The organism is Rathayibacter sp. PhB151 (genome assembly GCF_004366415.1).
GTDB lineage: Bacteria > Actinomycetota > Actinomycetes > Actinomycetales > Microbacteriaceae > Rathayibacter > Rathayibacter festucae.
Genome location: NZ_SOEN01000008.1, coordinates 150,045 through 167,893, shown reverse-complemented (window position 1 = coordinate 167,893; position 17,849 = coordinate 150,045). Strand labels below are relative to the sequence as shown.

The window sequence follows — 17,849 nt, the reverse complement described above, 5'->3', positions numbered from 1 at the left end:
CGTGGATCTCGATACGCCCACTGCGTGGGCTACTCGATCAGCATGAAGTGCCCGCTGCGCGGGCTGCTCGATCCGCGCGGAGGGGCGGGCCCGCAAGGGCGCCTCCTCCGCGTGCAGGGGTGGGTCAGGCGGGCGCTCGTAGACTGAGGGCATGCCCATCGTGCACGGATTCGACTGGCCGGACCGCGTCGTCGTGGGGACGATCGGCTCCCCCGGCTCCCGCTCCTTCTACCTGCAGGCCCGGACCGGGCCGCGCGTCGTCAGCGTCGGGCTGGAGAAGCAGCAGTCGGCGCTGCTCGCGGAGAAGATCGACGAGATCCTCGACCAGCTGATGTCCGCCGAGGGCAACCCGGCGAGCGTGCCGCCCGGCACTCCTCCCGAGCTCGTCGACAACGAGCCGCTCGACCAGCCGGTCGCGGCCGAGTTCCGCGTCGGCAGCCTCAGCCTCGGCTGGGACCCGTCGACGGCGCAGGTCGTCATCGAGGCGTACCCGGTGGTCGAGGGCGACGACGAGGACGACCTCAGCATCGACGACTCCCCCACGCTGCCCGACGAGATGCTGCAGGTGCGGATCCCCGTCGGCACCGCCCGCGCCTTCGCCAAGCGCACGCTCGAGATCGTCGGCGCCGGCCGTCCGCTCTGCCCGCGCTGCGGCGAGCCGATGGACCCCGACGGGCACGACTGCCCGCTCACATGACCGACGCGTCCGAGCCGGCCGCCGAGCACGAGCTGCCCGGCGCCGGGCAGCCCGGCATCGAGCTGCCCGCCGACTCCGAGCTGCAGGGCGGCGAGCTGGAGCTGACCGGCCGGATCACGGTCGCCTCGAACGCGACGTTCCTCGGCAGCATCGGCGGTACCTCCGTCGTCTACAAGCCGGTGGCCGGGGAGAAGCCGCTCTGGGACTTCCCGGACGGGCAGCTCGCGGGCCGCGAGGTCTCGGCCTACCTCGCCTCGGAGGCGCTGGGCTGGAACGTCGTGCCGCGCACCTGGCTCCGCGAGGGACCGCTGGGCGTCGGCATGGTGCAGCTCTGGCAGGACATCGATCCGGAGCAGGACGCCGTCGACCTGGTGCCCGCGGACGCGGTGCCCGAGGGCTGGCGGCACGTCCTCGACGGCAGCGACGCCGAGGACCGCGACATCTCGCTCGTGCACGAGGACTCGGCGGCGCTGCGGCGGATGGCCGTCTTCGACGTCGTGGTCAACAACGCGGACCGCAAGGGCGGCCACGTGCTCGAGATGCCGGGCGGCCACCGCTACGGCGTCGACCACGGGCTGACCTTCCACGTGGAGCACAAGCTGCGGACGGTGCTCTGGGGCTGGATCGGCGAGCCGCTGACCGAGGACGAGCTGTCCGCGCTGCAGCGACTGCGCTCGGCGATCGACGGGCCGCTCGGCGCGGCGCTGTCCGAGCTGCTGCTGGACGAGGAGATCGCGACCTTCGCCAAGCGCTGCGACCGGCTCCGCTCCTCCGGCCGCTTCCCGGCACCGCGCGGCAGCATGCCCGCCGTGCCGTGGCCGCTGTTCTAGCCGCGGACGGCGATCCGGTCGCCCGGGAGCACCGGGCGACCGGACACTCGACGCGCTAGAAGCCCCAGCCGCGGCCGAACAGCTCGTCACCGGGAGGGCGTCCGCCTGGAGCCGCCCCGCGCGCACCGAGGTACGACGACACGACGGCCGCACCGAGGTCGTCCGCCTCCGGGTTCACGACCGAGCCGCCGACGCGCCGCGCCAGCGAGTCGATGAAGCGGGCGAGCCCCGGGTCGTCGCCCAGCCGGAAGAACGTGGTGTGCGCGCCGAGGCGGGTGGAGGCGTCGAGCTCGCGGACGGAGACGGCGACCGTCACCGGGTCCGGCGGGTAGTCGAAGTAGATCTGCCCGTCGGGCTCGAGGTGCGCGGTCGGCTCGCCGTCGGTGACGATCAGCAGCACCGGCTGCGCGCTGGGGTGCTTGCGGAAGTGCCGATTTGCCAGCAGCAGGGCGTGGTGCAGGTTGGTGCCCTTCTCCCACTCCGCGTCGAGGCCGACGAGCTGCTCGACGTCCATCACCTCGGCCTGGCGGCCGAACGCGATCAGCTGCAGCTCGTCGCCGCGGAACCGGCTCGAGATCAGGGTGTGCAGGGCGAGCGCGGTGCGCTTCATCGGCACCCAGCGGCCGTCCATCGCCATCGAGAACGACGTGTCGACGAGGAGGGCGACGCAGGCCTGGGTCCGCGCCTCCGTCTCCTGCACCTCGACGTCGCCGATCTCGATCCGGACGCCGGAGCCGGTCTTCCGGCCGTCGCCCGCGGTGCGGGTGAGCGCATTGGTGAGGGTGCGGGTGACGTCCCAGGCCTCGGTGTCGCCGAACTCCCACTGCCGGGTCGCGCCGGAGCGCTCGCCCGCGGCGCCCGCCCGGCGCACGTCGCGTGCGCCCTGTCGGCCGGAGATCGTGTCGGCGATGTCGCGCAGCAGCGCCTTGCCGAGCTGGCGCATGGCCTTCGGAGTGAGGGTGAGCGCTCCATCGGAGCCGCGGCGCAGGGTGCCGGAGTCGCGCAGCGCCTTCTCGAGGCGCTTGAGGGTCTGCGCGTCGACCGCCGCGTCGTCGCCGAGGCGGCGGGCCAGGAGGTCGAGGTCGAGGTCGTCGAGGTTCGAGCGCTCGTGCGGCTGCGCGAGCTGGTCGGCGAGCGCGTCGAGGTCGGCGAGCTCCTGGAAGACGCCCGTGCCGTCGCCGAGGCCGAGGCCCTGCTCGCCGTCCATCCGCTCGGAGCCGCCCCAGTCCTCGCCGGGGCGCAGGCCCCGCAGGGTCTCGTCCAGCTGCCCGAGCGACTGCATCAGCTCGGGCGTGCCGAAGGCCTGCTGGGCGAGGGCGTCGAGCTCGTCGCGCTGCTGCTGGGTCATCGAGTTGCGCATCCGCTGGGCCGCGGCGGCGCGGGCGGCCAGGGCGTCGATCAGCTCGTCGACGGTCTCCGGCCGCTCGGGGAAGTACTCGCCGTGCTGCGCCATGAAGGCGTCGAACTGCTCGGGGGTGTCCTCGCCGCGGGCGTGCGCCTCGAGGAGCTGGTTGAGGTCGCGGAGCATCGCGTCGATCGCGGCGCGGTCCTCGTCGCTCGCGTTCTCGAGGGCCTGCTTCATGCCCTCGAAGCGCTGCTCGAGCATCTCGGCGCCGAGCAGCTCCTTGATCTTCTCGTAGTCGGCGCGCGCCTCCGGGCTCTGCCAGCGGTAGTCCGAGAGCTCGGAGACCGCGGCGGCGGGCGAGGGCGGCAGGCTGTCGAGCTGGATCTCGGCGAGGGCGCGGTCGCCGTCGTCCATCTGGGTGTCGCGGGCGAGCTGCTTGCGCTCCGACAGGACGGCGCGGTCGAGCAGCTCGCGGACCTCGCGGAGGGTGCCGTCGAGGCCGTGCTTCTGCGTCAGCTCGCGCCGGCGCTCGGCGACCCGGGCGGCGAGGTCGTCGAGACCCTGGCCGTCGCGGCCGCCGCGCCGGAGGAACTCGCGCATGGCGCGCTCGGGCGAGGTGCCGGCCATGACGTCCTCGCCGATGGCGTCGAGCGCCTCGGCCAGGTCGACGGGCGGGGCGAGCGGGTCGGGACCGCCGTCGTAGCGGGAGTAGCGGGCGTCGCGCCCGAGCCGGCGGTTGCCCCTAGGCACTTGCGGGCCCTCCGGGCAGCGGGAGTCCGGCGGACAGCGGGAGGCCGATGACCAGCGGCTCAGCCATAGACGGCCTCGCCCCCGCCCGTCTCCTTGCTGAGCTTGCGGGAGAGGTAGAGGCCCTCGAGCGCGAGCTCGACGGCGCCCGCGCGGCGGCCGGCGCCGACGGCCTCGAGGCGGTCGGCGATGTCGTCGTAGAGGGTGGACTCGCCGAGGACGGGCAGGGCCGCGAGGAACTCCTCGGCCGTCACCTGCTCGCCGGTGGTGATCATCGCGCCGTTCTCGACGGCGGTGACGAGCGGGGTGAGGTCGAGTCCGCGGAGGTGCGCGCGGACCGTCTCGGCGGTGGCCTGCCGGAGGAGGTGGTCGAGGATCTCGTCCTCGCGGCCCTCCTCGCCGGACTCGAACTCGATCTTGCCGCCGAGCACGTCGACCGCGGTCTCGAGGTCGATCGGGCGGGCGACCGCCTCCTCCTCACCGCGGCGGGTGGCCCGGTGCAAGGCGGCGGCGGCGATGGTCTCGGCGCCGGCGATGGCGAAGCGGGCGCTCACGCCGCTGCGCTGGTCGACCGAGGACGACTCGCGCAGGGCCCGCGTGAAGCGCGCGAGGATCTCGATCAGCGCGTCCGGGACGGTGGCGACGAGATCGGCCTCCTGGCGGATCACGGCGACCTCGTCGACGAGCGCGGTCGGGTAGTGGGTGCGGATCTCGGCGCCGAAGCGGTCCTTCAGCGGGGTGATGATCCGGCCGCGGTTCGTGTAGTCCTCGGGGTTGGCGCTGGCGACGACGAGGACGTCGAGCGGGAGCCGCAGGACGTAGCCGCGGATCTGGATGTCGCGCTCCTCCATCACGTTGAGCATCGCGACCTGGATGCGCTCGGCGAGGTCGGGCAGCTCGTTGATCGCGACGATGCCGCGGTGACTGCGCGGGATGAGGCCGAAGTGGATGGTCTCCGGGTCGCCGAGGCTGCGGCCCTCGGCCACCTTCATCGGGTCGACGTCGCCGATGAGGTCGGCGACGCTCGTGTCCGGCGTGGCCAGCTTCTCGACGTAGCGCTCCTCGCGGCTGCGCCAGGCGACGGGCAGCTCGTCGCCGAGCTCCTCCGCCCGACGCTTGCTGATCGAGGTGATCGGCTCGTAGGGGTGCTCGCCGAGCTCGGAGCCCTCGATGACGGGGGTCCACTCGTCGAGCAGGCCGTTGAGCGTGCGGAGGAGGCGGGTCTTGCCCTGGCCGCGCTCGCCGAGCAGCACGATGTCGTGCCCGGCGATCACCGCCCGCTCGACCTGGGGGATGACGGTGTCCTGGAAGCCGTGCAGGCCGGGCCAGGGGTCGCGGCCCTCGCGGAGGGCGTCGAGGAGGTTGTCGCGGATCTCGGTGCGGAGGGTCTTCTGCGCGTGCCCGGAGGCGCGCAGCTGGCCGAGGGTGCTGATCTGGGGGCGCATCACCTCTGCAACGCTACGCCGCGGGTCCGACATGCGGTGGGGGTGCGCGGGATCCGCGGGGGTGCTAGCGGTGGTGGCGGATCGGGGCGATCATGCGGCCCCCGTCCGGCGGAGCGCGGGTCTCGATACGCCCCTTCGGGGCTACTCGACCAGCATGGAAGTGAGAACTCTCGAAGGTTCGGCGGGCAGCCTGGGGGGATGACCGGTCCCGTCCTCCGCTCGGCCCTCGTCGGCGTGACGCTCGCGCTCGGCGTGGGGCTCGCCTCCTGCAGCACGACTCCGGCCGCTCCCGGCCCCGATGCGCGCGAGCTCGTCGGCGCGAGCAGCGTCGCGGAGGGGCTCGAGGCGCCGTGGTCGGTCGTCTTCGTCGACGACGGCACGGCGCTCGTCAGCGAGCGCGACAGCGGACGGGTGCTCGAGCTCACGGCGGACGGCGGCACCCGCGAGGTCGGCGTCGTCGCGGGCGTGGTCGCCGAGGGCGAGAGCGGGCTGCTCGGGCTGGCCGTCGACGGGCGGACGCTGTTCGCCTACTCGACCGCGGCCGACGGCAACCGGATCCAGCGGTTCGCGCTCGAGGGCGAGCCGGGGGCGTACGCGCTCGGCGAGCCGGACACGATCCTGGACGGGATCCCGGCAGCTCGCACCCACGACGGCGGACGGATCGCCATCGGCCCCGACGGCCTGCTCTACGCGACCGTCGGCGACGCCGGGCGGCGCGAGGCGGCGCAGGACCCGGACGCGCTCTCCGGCAAGATCCTCCGGATGACGCTCGACGGCGCCGTGCCCGAGGACAACCCGTACCCGGGGTCGCTGGTCTGGAGCAGCGGGCACCGCAACCCGCAGGGCCTCGCGTGGGCGGAGGACGGCACGCTCTTCGCGAGCGAGTTCGGGCAGGACACCTGGGACGAGCTGAACGTGATCGAGCCGGGCGCGAACTACGGCTGGCCCGCGGTGGAGGGGATCGCCGGCGAGGACGGCTTCGTCGATCCTGTGCAGCAGTGGGAGCCGGGCGCGGCCAGCCCGAGCGGGATGACCGAGCTGGACGGCGTGCTCTACCTGGCGAATCTGCGCGGCGAGGTGCTCCGCGCGGTGCCGGTCGCGGATCCGTCGGCCTCGACCGACTACGCCGTGGGCGAGTACGGGCGGCTGCGGGACGCGGTGGCGGCGCCGGGCGGCGACCTGTGGTTCGTGACGAGCAACACGGACGGCCGCGGATCGCCGGGCGAGGCGGACGACCGGATCGTGAGCGTGCCGCCGCCGGGCTGACCGGTGTCCGGTCGAGGGCGTGCACGACTCAGGCTGAACGGGCGAACATCCGAGGAGACAGGCCTCGATCGTCCATCCAGCCTGAGTTGTGCACGGCCCACGGTGGGAGCGGGCTCCTCGCAGAGCCCGTTACTTGATCGAGCCGCGCATCACGCCGCTGACGACCCAGCGCTGGGCGAAGAGGTAGACGATCAGCAGCGGGGCCATCGCCATCAGGTACGAGGCGAAGGCGACGGTGTAGTTCGTGTTGAACTGCCCCTGGAAGACGTACTCCGCGAGCGGGAGCGTGCGGGCCGACGGGTCGGAGAGCACCACCAGCGGCAGGATGAAGTCGTTCCAGGCCCAGACGCAGGTGAGGATGCCGACGGTGGCGTTCATCGGTCCGAGCAGCGGGAAGATGATCTGCCAGTAGGTGCGCCAGGTCGAGGCGCCGTCGGTGCGGGCCGCTTCCTCGAGCTCGATCGGGATCGAGCGGATGAAGGCCGTGTAGATGAAGGTGTTGATCGAGAGGCCGAAGACGGCGTAGAGCAGGATCAGCCCGACCTGGTTGTCCAGGCCCAGCAGCGCCGTCTCCTTCACCACCGGCAGCATGATGATCGGGAACGGCACGAAGACCGCGGCGAGCAGATAGAAGTAGACGCCCTTGAAGAACGGCTTGTCGAGATTGCGGGCGACGGCGTAGGCGACCATTGAGTTGGAGAAGAGCGTCAGCGCGACCGCCCCCACCGTGATCAGCGCGGTGTTGACGAACGCCTGCGGGAAGCGGGTCGCCTGCCAGGCCGTGGCGAAGTTCTCCCAGGAGATCGAGGTCGGCAGCTCGAAGCCGGTGCCGCCGAGCTGGTCCGGGGTCTTCAGCGCCGTGACGACGGCGAAGTAGAGCGGCAGCAGGATCGTCAGCGAGCAGACGGCGATGAGCGCGGTGGCCCACCAGTTGATCCTGTAGGAGTCGCGGGAGGGGCGGCGCGGGCGCTTGCCGTCCTGCGGCTCGCCGAGGGCGATGGCAGTGGTGGGGGTGATGGTCGCGGTCATCAGAAGGACGCCTCTCTGCGGCTGAGGACTCGGAACTGGATCAGCGAGACCACGATGATGATGAGGAAGTAGAGGACGGCGTTGGCCGTCTGATAGGCGTACTCGCCGCCCTGGAAGCCGCCGCGGTAGATCAGCAGCGTGATCGACTCGGTCGAGGTGCCCGGGCCGCCGTTGGTGAGGGCGACGATGTGGTCGAAGACCTGGAGGAAGTTCTTCATCGATAGGACCATGTTGATCGTGAAGAAGGACGCGATCAGCGGGAAGGTGATCGAGGTGAACTGCCGCCAGGGAGTCGCGCCGTCGAGCGAGGTCGCCTCGTAGAGCTCCCCCGGAATGGTCTGCAGGCCGGCGAGGTAGATGATGATCGAGAAGGCCGAGGCCTGCCAGACCGCCAGGATCACGATCGCGACCCACGCCCAGTCGGCGTTCGCGAGGATGTTCTCGCCGAGCACCGGGATCGCTCCGACGATCTGCGGGAGCGAGTTCGCGAAGAGGTACTGGAAGACGTAGCCGATGACCAGGGTCGAGAGCACATAGGGGATGAAGTAGATCCCGCGGAACGCGGTCTGGAACTTGATCTTCGCGTTCAGCGCGATGGCGATCCCGAGCGAGATCACATTGACGAGGACGGTCGCGACGATCGCGAAGCCGAAGGTGAAGCCGTAGGCCTTCCACACCCGGTCGTCCTGGAGCAGGGCCAGATAGTTGGAGAAGCCGATCAGGTCCCACGAGCCGTAGCCGGCGTAGTTCGTGAAGCTGAAGAAGATGCCGGTGAGGACCGGCACGGTGTGCAGGACGAAGAAGAGCAGGACGGCGGGGACCGTCATCCAGTAGAAGGTCTTCGGGGTGCGGCCGAGCGTCCGCTTGCGCGGCGCGACCGGAGGCGTGGTGGCCGGCGTCTGGGGCGCCGCCGTCGTGGTCGTGGTCATGTCCTGCTCACTTCCGGGTCGTGCGTGCCGCGACCTTGCGCCACTCACTGTCGAGGGTGCGGAGCGCGGCGTCCGCGTCTCCGCTGGCGAGGAACGCCTGGAGGGTGGGGTTGAGCGGAATGCTCGCGGGGATCTGGTGGTCGACGAAGCCGATCAGGCGGCCCTGCTCGAAGTAGGGCTGCAGCTCGGCGAGGGTCGGGTCGCTGTTGGGGGCGGCGCCGACGAGCGGCGAGAAGGCGGCCTGGCTCTCCACGTAGGGCTCGACCACGGCGGGGTCGAGCAGGAAGGCGACGAAGCGGCGGGCGGCCTCGAGCTTCGCGGTGCCGCGGCCGATCGCTACGGCGACGTCGACGCCGGAGGTGACCTTCGTGTCGGCGGGGTCGTCGAGCACGGGGTAGGGGAAGACGCCGAGATCGATGTCCGGGTTGTTGGTGCGGACCGGGTTGATCGCCCAGATGCCCTGCGGGTACATCGCGGCCTCGCCGGCGGCGAAGGCCTGGTTGCCGTCGTCGTAGCCGCGGCCGAACGAGCCCTCCTGGGTGTAGGAGAACAGCTGTCCGAGGCGCTCCATCGCCAGCGCGTAGTCCTTCGAGAAGGAGACGGGCGAGTCGGGGCCGAGATCGGCTCCCTCCGCACGCATCGCGTCGAAGAAGCCCTCCGGCTGCAGCTGGCCGCCGAGGGCGTTGAACGCCGGGGCGCCGGTCCAGTTGTCGAGTAGCGCACCGTAGAAGGGGGTGATGCCGGCGGCGACGAGGGTGTCGCAGACCGCGATCAGCTCGTCCCAGGTGGTCGGCACCTCGATGCCGTTGTCGGCGAAGATCGTGCGGTTGTAGAGGATGCCGTCGGCGTTGTTGGCGAAGGCGAGGGCGTTGATCTCCTCGCCGTTGAAGCTGCCGAGGGCGTCGATGATCTCGAGCGCCGCCGGGTTCACCCGCTCGACCAGCTCGTCGCCGGTGAAGTCGTGGAAGACGCCGGCCTTCGCCAGATCGGCGTAGTAGCCGGAGCCGTTGAGGGTGAGGACGTCGGGGATCTTGTCCTTCACGAGCAGCGTGCGCAGGGCGGTGTCCGGGTCGGGGACGTTGTTGGCGATAACGCGGATGTCGGGGTTGGCGGCCTCGAACTGCGCGATGATCCGGGCGAAGTCCTCGACGGCCTCGGCCTTGAACTGGAAGAAGTCGAGCGTGGTGACGCCGTTCGCCGCGCCGGGCGAGGCGCAGGAGGCGAGGGCGGCGATCGAGGCGGCGGACGCGGCGGCCGAGAGGAACAGGCGCCGGGACAGGGCGCCGGGCGGGGGGACGTGGCGAGGGGTCATGGGTGGGGCGCCTCCTTGCGCGGGGGGGGGGGTGAGGGGCTGCAGGACGGTGGATCTCGAGACGAAAAGGCGTATCGAGACCGCGCGACTGAAGGACGGTGGATCTCGATACGCCCGCAGAGCGGGCTACTCGATCAGCAAAAGGGCGGCCCGCGGAGCGGGTCGCTCGGTCAGCGAGGGCGGCCCGCGGAGCGGGTCGCTCGGTCAGCGAGGGCGGCCCGCGGAGCGGGCTGCTCGATCAGCAAAGGTGGCCCGCGGAGCGGGTCGCCCGATCGGCGGGGCTACTCGACGGCGGTGGCGGTCAGGACGACGAGGGATTCCGGGTTCAGGACGGGGGTCTGCAGGCCGACCGTCGCGAGGACGCGGCCGGTGAGGACGGTGTCGTGCAGGGTCCAGTCGAGGGGCGACTGGCCGGGCCCGCCGAGCGGTGCGGACACTGGGGCGAGTCGGACGGTGTAGGCGGTGTCGGGATCGAGTCCCGGGAGGGTGAGCCGCCCGGGCGGGTAGCTCTCCCCCGTGCGGAGCTGGGCGAGGACGAAGAGGGCGGACGCGCGGTCGGCGGCGACGACTCCGGAGAGCGAGGCCGCGTCGTCGGCGAGGTCGGCGCGGACGACGGTGCCGCTGTGCAGCAGGCCGCGGTGCTCGCGGTGGAAGGCGACCCAGCGGGTCAGCTCCTCCTCCACAGCGGGCTCGAGGGCGGAGACGTCCCACTCGATGCCGAGATGACCGGTCAGCGCGGTGCCCGCGCGGAACGCGAGCGAGTGCGTGCGCTGGGTGGAGTGCGCCTGCGGCGGGCCGATGTGCTGGCCCATCAGCTCGGGCGGGACGACCAGCTGCGTGTACGGCTGGATGGTCTGCCGCTCGAGCGGGTCGTTGCAGTCGCTGGTCCAGATGCGGTCGGTGCGGGCGAGGATGCCGAGGTCGACGCGGGAGCCGCCGGACGCGCAGGACTCGATCTCGAGGCCGGGGTGCCGGGCGCGGAGCTCGTCGAGTAGCCGGTAGAGCGCGAGGACGTTCTCGTGCACGGCCGCGCGACCGGTGGCGGGCGAGACCGCCTCGATCAGGTCGCGGTTGTGGTCCCACTTCAGGTAGGCGATCGGGTACTCCGTCACCAGCGCGTCGAGGGCGGCGAGCACGTGCTCGTATGCGCCGCGCTGGGAGAGGTCGAGGACCTGCTGCTGGCGCGCCGAGTGCGGGAGGTGCCCGGCCGGGCCGAGGATCCACTCCGGATGCGCGCGGGCCAGCTCGGAGTCGGGGCTGATCATCTCGGGCTCGACCCAGAGGCCGAACTGCATCCCCCGGCCGGTGACGGCCTCGATGATCGGCGAGAGGCCGCGCGGCCAGACGTCCGGGTCGACGGTCCAGTCGCCGAGGCTGGTCGTGTCGTCGCGCCGGCCGAGGAACCAGCCGTCGTCGAGCACGAACCGCTCCACACCGATCCGCGCGGCGCTCTCGGCGAGCGCGGTGAGGCCGGCGAGGTCGTGGTCGAAGTAGACGGCCTCCCAGGTGTTGAGGGTGACGGGCCGCGGAGTGACGGGGTGCTGCGCGCGAGCCCGGAGCGACGCGTGGAACCGGGCCTGCAGGGCGTTCAGTCCGTCGCCCCAGGAGCCGTAGGCGATCGGCGTCTCGTAGCTCTCGCCCTGCGCGAGCTCGATCTCGGCCGGCCGGAGCAGCTCGCCGGTCGCGACCAGCGAGACGCCCTCGACGGTGCGCTGGGCGCGGATCGCGGCGTTGCCGCTCCAGCCGAGGTGCACGCCGTGCACGAGCCCGCGCTCCCAGCCGAAGCCGGGAGTGCCGACGGCGAGGAGGAGCGTCGCGTCGGCGCCGGGACGCCCGCGGCGCGTGCTGCGGGTGTGCTCGCCGATGGTGAGCGGGTGGCGCTGGGGGTGGCGCTCGCGGAGGTGGTGGCCGGTGGTGTCCAGGATCTCGCGGGCGGTCGCGGGGAGGGGGAAGCCGAGCTCGAGGCGCTCGAGGCGGAAGGGGCGCTCGTCGAGGTTCTCGACGCGGGCGCGCTGGGTGAGCAGTCCGGCGCCGTCGACCTCGACGTCGATCGTGACGCGCAAGCGGGCGCCGACGGCGACGACGCGGAGGGCGGCGCCGAGGCTCTCGAGGCTCTCGACGACGAAGCGCTCGCTCGCGGTCTCGCGCTCGTGCGTTCCCTCGAGGGTCGGCGCGTGCTGCCAGCCGTCCGCCTCGACGGCGACGAGGCCGAACGGGGCCGGGGCGTCGAGGCCGCCGGAGACGCGCTGCGGCACGGCGGCCGCGGCGAGCGCCGATAGTTCAGCGGCGGAAAGATCGCCGAGGTCGGCGCCCCAGTGCACGATCGCCGGGAAGGCGGCGATGCGGGCGTCGACGACCACGCTCGTTCCTCCGTTGCGGAGGTGGAGGACGCGGTCGGCGGCGGATCCCAAGGACTCGGGGGTGCTCGTCGGTGCGGTGCTGCGCTGCATGCGTTAGTTCTACGGCAGAAGTAATATGCCTGTCAAGAGGGCGGATGCGCTCGGTGAGGCCCGTCCGCGGGGTACCGGTCGAGTAGCTTCGTGTCGGAACGGAAAGAAGGGCGGCAGCATGGCGATGACGGACACCGTCGCGGCGGAGGACGGCGCCGGCACCTCGGCGGAGCTCCTGGCCCGCGAAGTGCTCATCCACGGGCCGATCTCGCGCGCGGACCTCGGCCGGCGGCTCGGCCTCTCCCCCGCCAGCCTCACCCGGCTCACCCGGCCCTTCCTCGAGAGCGGCCTCTTCGTCGAGGGCGCCGAGCAGAGCGCGGGGGTCGGCCGGCCGGCCCGCCCGCTCGACATCCGCCCGGAGGCGCTGCGCTTCGCGGGCGTAAAGATCACCGGCACCGAGGTGCTCGCCGTCCGCACCGATCTGCGGGCGCACACCGAGCGCGGGCTGGTCCGGGCGCTGCCGGGCACGTCGCCGCAGGAGGTGATCGCCGCGGTCGTCGCCGTCGTCGAGGAGCTGGGCGGGGCCTCCGCCTTCGCCGGACTGGGCGTGACGATCGGCGGCAGTGTGGACGCGGCGGGGCGGGTGCGGCGCGCGCCGTTCCTCCGCTGGCGCGACGTCGACCTCGCCGGGCCGCTGTCGGCGGAGCTCGGGCTGCCGGTGGCGCTGGAGAACGACGTCGTCGCGCTCACCGCGGCCGAGCACTGGTTCGGGCGCGGGCGCGGGCTCTCGCACTTCGCGGTGCTGACGATGGGCGCGGGCGTCGGCTACGGACTCGTGGTGCACGACCGCGTCGTCGCGCCGCCGGCCGCGGGCCTCGGGCTCGGCGGCCACTTCCCGCTCGACCCGGGCGGGCCGGTCTGCGAGGCGGGACACCGCGGCTGCTCGACGGCGATGCTGACGCTGCCGTCGCTGACGCGGCAGCTCTACGTGGCGACCGGGCACGAGCTGACGCTGGCCGAGGGCTTCGCGCTGGCGCGCGAGGGCGACGAGGCCGCCGCGCGGATCCTCGAGGACTCCGCCCGGGCCCTCGGCACGATGATCTCGGCGATCGCGAACCTGGCGATGGTCGACACTGTGATCCTGGCCGGGGAGGGCGTGGCGCTCTACTCGGAGCAGTCGGCGCTGGTGGACGCGGTGATCGCGGCCGTCCGCGATCCGGACGCCGACGCGCCCACCCTGCTGGTGGACGACGGCGGCCTGATCGAGTGGGCGCGCGGCGCCGCGGCGACGGCCATCCAGCGCCTGCTCCCCCGCATCGCCGGCCCGGTGCAGTAGCGCCGCGAGACGTCCCGCTCCCGTCGAGGCGTCCCGGTGCTGCGGGACGCCTCGACGGTTCGAGGACGCCTCGGCGGGGAGGGCGTCAGGCGCCGGGGGTCAGCAGGGCGGACTCCGGCGGCTCGACGAGCGGCGGTGACGCCTGGGGCGCGAGGACGTAGCGGGTGATCAGGCTGCGGGTCGCGGCGGACAACGGGCAGGTCGCCGCGCTGAAGGACCGCCTCGCGGACGCCGGCTACACCGGCACCACGGCCGCGGACCAGCTCGGCACGATCAAGGCCGTCGTCGACGGGATCGTGCTGGTGTTCAACGCCTTCGCGGTGATCGCGCTGCTGGCGGCGAGCTTCGGCATCGTCGACACGCTGCTGATGAGCGTGCGTCGTGATGGTGATCGCGTTCGTGGCGGGGACGCTGCCGGCCGTGCGGGCGGATCCGGTGCAGTCGCTGCGCTACGAGTAGCACCCCGGGGACTGTCGCTGCAGAACGTCAGCTGAGCGTGCGGCTCATCGCTCATGGGCGATGAGACGGCGTCTCAGCTGATGGTCTGCGTCCGTCAGCGCCCCTCGGCTGCGCTGCCCTCGTAGTCCGCGTCGGTGATGTGCTCGGCCCAGGCCGTCGTCGTCGCCGGGTCGTCGGCGGCCTCGAGCACGGCGAGGTGCTCCATGAAGACGCCGGGCGCGGAGGCGTGCCAGTGCTCCTCGCCGGGCGGGGTGTAGAGGGTCTGACCGGCGTGCACCTCGAGGACCGTGCCGTCGCGGCCGCCGAAGCGGGCGACGCCCGAGGTCACGTGCAGGTACTGGCCGCGGGCGTGCGAGTGCCAGGCGGTGCGGGCGCCGGGGGCGAAGCGCACCCGGGCCATCGTGGTGCGCTGGTCGGCGTCGTGCGGCACGACGATCGTGTCGAGCCAGACGTCGCCGGCGAACTGCTCGGGCGGGTTCTTGACGGTGGGGGTCGTCGGTTCGATGTTCATCGGGGTCCTTCTTCCGCTGTGGCGGCGGGCCGGGCGTCCGCCTCCGTCGCCACGCTAGGCCGGGGCCGGGGCGCAGGACAGGCCCTGGCGGTACACGTTCCGGCAGGGCCTCGCTCGCTCGGGGTCAGCGGTGTGGAGTGGTCGGAACCCCCCTTCCCCCAGCCCCGAGGAGACCCCGTGCCCGAGACCACCCCCAGCCCGCTCCGCGCCACCATCGGCGACCTCGCTCCTAAGATCGTCCAGCTCACCGAGGACGTGCTCTTCGGCGACGTCTGGGAGCGCCCCGAGCTCGCCAAGCGCGACCGCAGCCTGCTCACGCTCTCCTCACTGCTCACCGGCGGGAGCACGGTGCAGCTCGACGCGCACATCCGCATCGGCCGCGACAACGGGCTGACCGAGGCCGAGATCGTCGAGGCGTTCACCCACCTCGCCTTCTACGCCGGCTGGCCCAAGGCGCTCTCGGCGATCGACGTCGCGAAGCGCGTCTTCGCGGAATGAGCACGCGCCGCAGCACGCGCCGCGCCGTCTCGGAGCCGCTCGTAGGGTGGTCCCGGACCGACCTCGACGAGCGGAGACGACGATGACGAACGCGCAGGACGACGGGCGCCGCCAGGCGGTGGCGGGGCCGACCCGCTTCTTCGCCGAGGAGGCGTTCGCGGACGACGGCGGCACGACGCTGCGCTGGCTCGGCATGGCCGGGTTCCTGCTCACCTCGCGCGGCACCTCGCTGATGATCGATCCGCTGCTCGGCGGCTTCGACATGCCGGTGCTGATCGACTTCCCGATCGCCGCCGCCGCCGTGCCGCGGCTGGACGCGGTGCTGGTGACCCACAGCGACAACGACCACTTCAGCCGGCCCACCTGCCGGGAGCTCGCGCCGGTGACGACCGCGTTCCACTCGACGCGCTACGTCGCCTCGGAGATGACCGCCGAGGGGCTGCCGGCGCACGGGCACGGGATCGACGACGCGTTCGAGGTCGGCGGCGTCCGCGTCCGGCTGACCCCGGCCGACCACGCCTGGCAGAACGCGTTCCCCGAGCCGGGGCAGCGCTTCTTCGAGGAGGAGGACGCCTGCGGCTTCTGGCTCGAGACGCCGGACGGCACGATCTGGGCGCCGGGCGACTCTCGGCTGATCCGCGAGCACCACCTGACCGGGCCGAGCCCCGACGTGATGCTCTTCGACTTCTCGGACAGCGAGTGGCACTTCACCTTCGAGGGCGCGATCGAGATGGCGGACGCGCATCCGACGTCGCAGCTGCTGCTGCACCACTGGGGCTCGGTGGACTCGCCGGACTTCGCGCCGTTCAACGGCGACCCGGCCGACGTGCTGCGGGCGGTGTCGCATCCGGAGCGGGTGCAGGTGCTCGCTCCGGGCGAGCCCTTCCGGCTGGCTGGAGGGTCCCGGGCGAGCTGAGGGGCCCGACCGGAGCGCCCGGCGGTCGCCGCGCTCAGACCGCCGGCTGCGCCGCGGGGAGCACCAGGGCCGAGCGGCGGCCGAGCAGCCAGACCGTGAGCGCGAAGCCGCTCAGCACGGCGCCCGCGATGCAGACCGCGCCCCAGCCGCCGTGGGTCCAGAGGAAGGACGCGAGGGCCGAGCCGAGCGCTCCGCAGACGAAGTTGGTCGTGACGAAAGCGGTGTTCAGCCGGCTGCGCGCCGACGGGTCGACCTGGAACATCCGCGACTGGACCAGGATGTTGTGGCCCTGGATCGCGACGTCGAGCACCAGGATCGCGACGATCACGGCCACGATCGAGCCGCCGCCGAGGCCCGCGATCACGAAGGACAGCAGCACCGCCGCCCAGGCGACGCCGATCGCCGGGAGCGCCAGGCCGCGGTCGTGCAGGTGCCCGGCGCGCTGGGCGGCGATCGCACCGGCGAGGCCGATCAGGCCGAAGAGGCCGATCGTGCCGACGTCGAAGGAGAACGGCGGGGCGCTGAGCAGGAAGGTCAGGGACGTCCAGAACATCGTGAAGACCGCGAAGGACGTGCCGCCGAGGGCGAGGCTCCAGCGCACCGAGCGCTCGCGGCGGACGATCGCGAAGACCGAGGCGATCAGGGCCGGGTAGCGCAGGCGGGTCCGCGGCGGGAGCGACGGGATCGCCCGGGCGAGCAGGATCGCGAGCACGACGCCCGCGACCGCCGCGACCACGTAGACGGTGCGCCAGCCGGCGGCCTGGGCGATGAGGCCGCTGATCGTCCGCGAGACGAGGATGCCGGTCAGGATGCCCGAGACGACGGTGCCGACGACCCGGCCGCGGGTGGCGTCGTCGGCCAGGTCGCCCGCGAGCGGGGCGAGGATCTGGCCGGCGACGGTGGTCAGGCCGACGAGCGCGAGGGTGGCGACGAGCACGGCGAAGGTCGGGGCGAGCGCGCAGGCGAGCAGGGCGAGGGAGGCGCAGAGCATCGCGGCGGGGACGAGGACGCGGCGGTCGAGCACGTCGCCGAGCGGGACGAAGAGGAGCACGCCGAGGGCGTAGCCGAGCTGCGTCGCGGTGACGAGCCAGCCCGCGGATCCGGTGCTCGTGCCGAGATCGGTGGCGAGGAAGTCGAGCAGCGGCTGGGCCCAGTAGAGGTTGCCGACGGCGACGCCGCCCGCGATCGCGAAGAGGAGGGTGGTGCGGCGGTTCACTCGGCGGTCCTGTCGGCGGGGGCGGGGTGCGCGGCGGGGGTCGTCCGGGTCGTCTGCGTGCTCTGCGTCGCCGACCAGCTCGCGAGCAGCTTCAGGGCGTCATCGCTCGGCGAGCCCGGCTCCGCGCTGTAGATCAGGAAGTCGAGGCCGGGGTCGCCGAGCGGCTCGAAGGCCTCGTAGCTGAGGTGCAGGTCGCCGACGATCGGATGGTGGAAGAACTTGCTGCCGCTGGCGTGGTGGCGCACCTCGTGGGCGCCCCAGCGGGTGCGGAACTCGTCGCTCCGGGTGGAGAGCTCGCCGACGAGCGCCTGGAGGTCGGCGTCGTGCGGGGCGCGGCCGGCCTCGGTGCGGAGGATTCCGACGGTGATGTCGGCGGCGGTGCTCCAGACCGGGTAGAACGCCTCCGCGAGCTCGCGCTGCAGGAAGGCGAAGCGGGCGAGGTTGACCGGGCGCTCCGGGAGCGCGTAGAGGTCGGCGTAGAGCGCGCGGAAGAGGTCGTTCTCGACGAGGACGTCGAGGCGGCCGTTGCGGACGAAGGCGGGGGCCGAGGTGATCGACTCCACCGCGAGCCGCATGCTCGGGCGGACGGCGGCGGGCGCGCGCCGACGGGAGCGCAGCGGCGAGCGCTCGGCCGTGCGGGCGAGGTCGAAGAGGTGCTCGCGCTCGGCGCGGTCGAGCCGCAGGGCGTCGGCGAGCGCCGTCAGCACCGACTCGGACGCGCCGCGCAGGTCGCCGCGCTCGAGCCGCGAGTAGTACTCGATGCTCACGCCGGCCAGCTGGGCCACCTCGCTGCGGCGCAGGCCCGGCACTCGGCGGTTGCCGCCGGCTGGCAGCTCGACCTGCTCGGGGGTCAGCCGGGCCCGGCGGGAGGTCAGGAAGTCGCGCGCCTCGGGGTCGTTCGTCATGCCAGTCACGCTACGGCG

16 protein-coding genes are annotated in these 17,849 nt (G+C 72.8%); 7 read left to right on the top strand and 9 right to left on the bottom strand.

From position 1 onward, the window contains the following. Positions 1-151 precede the first annotated feature (151 nt). Together EDF35_RS14480 and EDF35_RS14475 are read left to right on the top strand one after the other, a co-directional pair. Entirely contained in the window at positions 152-697 is a 546-nt protein-coding gene (locus tag EDF35_RS14480; protein ID WP_123732666.1) for a DUF3090 domain-containing protein, read from the top strand. A 62-nt stretch (positions 698-759) separates the two neighbouring features. Then, entirely contained in the window at positions 760-1,527 is a 768-nt protein-coding gene (locus EDF35_RS14475) for an SCO1664 family protein (RefSeq protein ID WP_243840017.1), read from the top strand. A 55-nt stretch (positions 1,528-1,582) separates the two neighbouring features. Here EDF35_RS14475 and EDF35_RS14470 read toward each other — a convergent pair whose 3' ends face one another. Both EDF35_RS14470 and EDF35_RS14465 read right to left on the bottom strand, forming a co-directional pair. Next, positions 1,583-3,622 carry a VWA domain-containing protein gene (locus EDF35_RS14470; RefSeq protein WP_133962856.1) on the bottom strand — a complete coding sequence of 680 codons (2,040 nt, stop codon included), beginning with the start codon at positions 3,620-3,622 and terminating at the stop codon, positions 1,583-1,585. 59 nt (positions 3,623-3,681) lie between these two features. Further along, positions 3,682-5,064, bottom strand: a complete 1,383-nt coding sequence (locus EDF35_RS14465; protein WP_133963036.1) for a magnesium chelatase — start codon at positions 5,062-5,064, stop codon at positions 3,682-3,684. Between the two features lie 198 nt (positions 5,065-5,262). Between EDF35_RS14465 and EDF35_RS14460 the strand changes: the two genes are divergently transcribed. Next, a complete protein-coding gene (locus EDF35_RS14460) occupies positions 5,263-6,330 on the top strand; it encodes a PQQ-dependent sugar dehydrogenase (RefSeq protein ID WP_133962855.1) in 1,068 nt (355 codons plus the stop codon). A 129-nt stretch (positions 6,331-6,459) separates the two neighbouring features. On the opposite strand, the gene EDF35_RS14455 is transcribed toward EDF35_RS14460, so the two are convergent. The 4 genes from EDF35_RS14455 to EDF35_RS14440 all read right to left on the bottom strand — a co-directional run bounded on the left by EDF35_RS14455 (position 6,460) and on the right by EDF35_RS14440 (position 12,050). Further along, positions 6,460-7,359, bottom strand: a complete 900-nt coding sequence (locus EDF35_RS14455) for a carbohydrate ABC transporter permease (protein WP_127887579.1) — start codon at positions 7,357-7,359, stop codon at positions 6,460-6,462. Continuing rightward, the gene (locus EDF35_RS14450) at positions 7,359-8,288 is read right to left on the bottom strand and encodes a sugar ABC transporter permease (RefSeq protein ID WP_133962854.1); all 930 of its coding nucleotides are present in this window, start codon (positions 8,286-8,288) and stop codon (positions 7,359-7,361) included. Before EDF35_RS14450 ends, EDF35_RS14455 begins: the two co-directional genes overlap by 1 nt. 7 nt (positions 8,289-8,295) lie before the next feature. Then, entirely contained in the window at positions 8,296-9,600 is a 1,305-nt protein-coding gene (locus EDF35_RS14445) for an extracellular solute-binding protein (protein ID WP_133962853.1), read from the bottom strand. 281 nt (positions 9,601-9,881) lie between these two features. Beyond that, positions 9,882-12,050 carry an alpha-galactosidase gene (locus EDF35_RS14440; protein ID WP_133962852.1) on the bottom strand — a complete coding sequence of 723 codons (2,169 nt, stop codon included), beginning with the start codon at positions 12,048-12,050 and terminating at the stop codon, positions 9,882-9,884. A gap of 118 nt (positions 12,051-12,168) precedes the next feature. Between EDF35_RS14440 and EDF35_RS14435 the strand changes: the two genes are divergently transcribed. Next, positions 12,169-13,326: an ROK family transcriptional regulator gene (locus EDF35_RS14435; protein WP_243839994.1), complete on the top strand. Its 1,158-nt coding sequence runs from the start codon at positions 12,169-12,171 to the stop codon at positions 13,324-13,326. Between the two features lie 164 nt (positions 13,327-13,490). Continuing rightward, on the top strand, positions 13,491-13,820 hold the full coding sequence (locus tag EDF35_RS21260) for a hypothetical protein (protein ID WP_243839993.1): 330 nt from the start codon (positions 13,491-13,493) through the stop codon (positions 13,818-13,820). Positions 13,821-13,879: 59 nt separating this feature from the next. Here EDF35_RS21260 and EDF35_RS14425 read toward each other — a convergent pair whose 3' ends face one another. Further along, positions 13,880-14,296 carry a cupin domain-containing protein gene (locus tag EDF35_RS14425; protein ID WP_133962851.1) on the bottom strand — a complete coding sequence of 139 codons (417 nt, stop codon included), beginning with the start codon at positions 14,294-14,296 and terminating at the stop codon, positions 13,880-13,882. Between the two features lie 177 nt (positions 14,297-14,473). On the opposite strand from EDF35_RS14425, the gene EDF35_RS14420 reads away from it, so the two are divergent. Then, the gene (locus EDF35_RS14420) at positions 14,474-14,794 is read left to right on the top strand and encodes a carboxymuconolactone decarboxylase family protein (RefSeq protein ID WP_123705558.1); all 321 of its coding nucleotides are present in this window, start codon (positions 14,474-14,476) and stop codon (positions 14,792-14,794) included. 82 nt (positions 14,795-14,876) lie between these two features. Then, positions 14,877-15,710, top strand: coding sequence for an MBL fold metallo-hydrolase (locus EDF35_RS14415; protein ID WP_133962850.1), 834 nt, complete (start codon positions 14,877-14,879; stop codon positions 15,708-15,710). Between the two features lie 34 nt (positions 15,711-15,744). Here EDF35_RS14415 and EDF35_RS14410 read toward each other — a convergent pair whose 3' ends face one another. Next, positions 15,745-16,926 carry an MFS transporter gene (locus EDF35_RS14410; RefSeq protein WP_133962849.1) on the bottom strand — a complete coding sequence of 394 codons (1,182 nt, stop codon included), beginning with the start codon at positions 16,924-16,926 and terminating at the stop codon, positions 15,745-15,747. Further along, the gene (locus tag EDF35_RS14405) at positions 16,923-17,831 is read right to left on the bottom strand and encodes a helix-turn-helix transcriptional regulator (protein ID WP_133962848.1); all 909 of its coding nucleotides are present in this window, start codon (positions 17,829-17,831) and stop codon (positions 16,923-16,925) included. The genes EDF35_RS14410 and EDF35_RS14405 overlap by 4 nt, the downstream gene beginning before the upstream one ends. Between the last annotated feature and the right edge of the window lie 18 nt (positions 17,832-17,849).

Bases quoted from the DNA above. Each gene is read 5' to 3' on its own strand.
- EDF35_RS14480 (WP_123732666.1), top strand. From the start codon at position 152: ATGCCCATCGTGCACGGATTCGACTGGCCGGACCGCGTCGTCGTGGGG.
- EDF35_RS14465 (WP_133963036.1), bottom strand. From the start codon at position 5,064: ATGCGCCCCCAGATCAGCACCCTCGGCCAGCTGCGCGCCTCCGGGCAC.
- EDF35_RS14460 (WP_133962855.1), top strand. From the start codon at position 5,263: ATGACCGGTCCCGTCCTCCGCTCGGCCCTCGTCGGCGTGACGCTCGCG.
- EDF35_RS14455 (WP_127887579.1), bottom strand. From the start codon at position 7,359: ATGACCGCGACCATCACCCCCACCACTGCCATCGCCCTCGGCGAGCCG.
- EDF35_RS14450 (WP_133962854.1), bottom strand. From the start codon at position 8,288: ATGACCACGACCACGACGGCGGCGCCCCAGACGCCGGCCACCACGCCT.
- EDF35_RS14445 (WP_133962853.1), bottom strand. From the start codon at position 9,600: ATGACCCCTCGCCACGTCCCCCCGCCCGGCGCCCTGTCCCGGCGCCTG.
- EDF35_RS14440 (WP_133962852.1), bottom strand. From the start codon at position 12,050: ATGCAGCGCAGCACCGCACCGACGAGCACCCCCGAGTCCTTGGGATCC.
- EDF35_RS14435 (WP_243839994.1), top strand. From the start codon at position 12,169: ATGGCGATGACGGACACCGTCGCGGCGGAGGACGGCGCCGGCACCTCG.
- EDF35_RS14425 (WP_133962851.1), bottom strand. From the start codon at position 14,296: ATGAACATCGAACCGACGACCCCCACCGTCAAGAACCCGCCCGAGCAG.
- EDF35_RS14415 (WP_133962850.1), top strand. From the start codon at position 14,877: ATGACGAACGCGCAGGACGACGGGCGCCGCCAGGCGGTGGCGGGGCCG.
- EDF35_RS14405 (WP_133962848.1), bottom strand. From the start codon at position 17,831: ATGACGAACGACCCCGAGGCGCGCGACTTCCTGACCTCCCGCCGGGCC.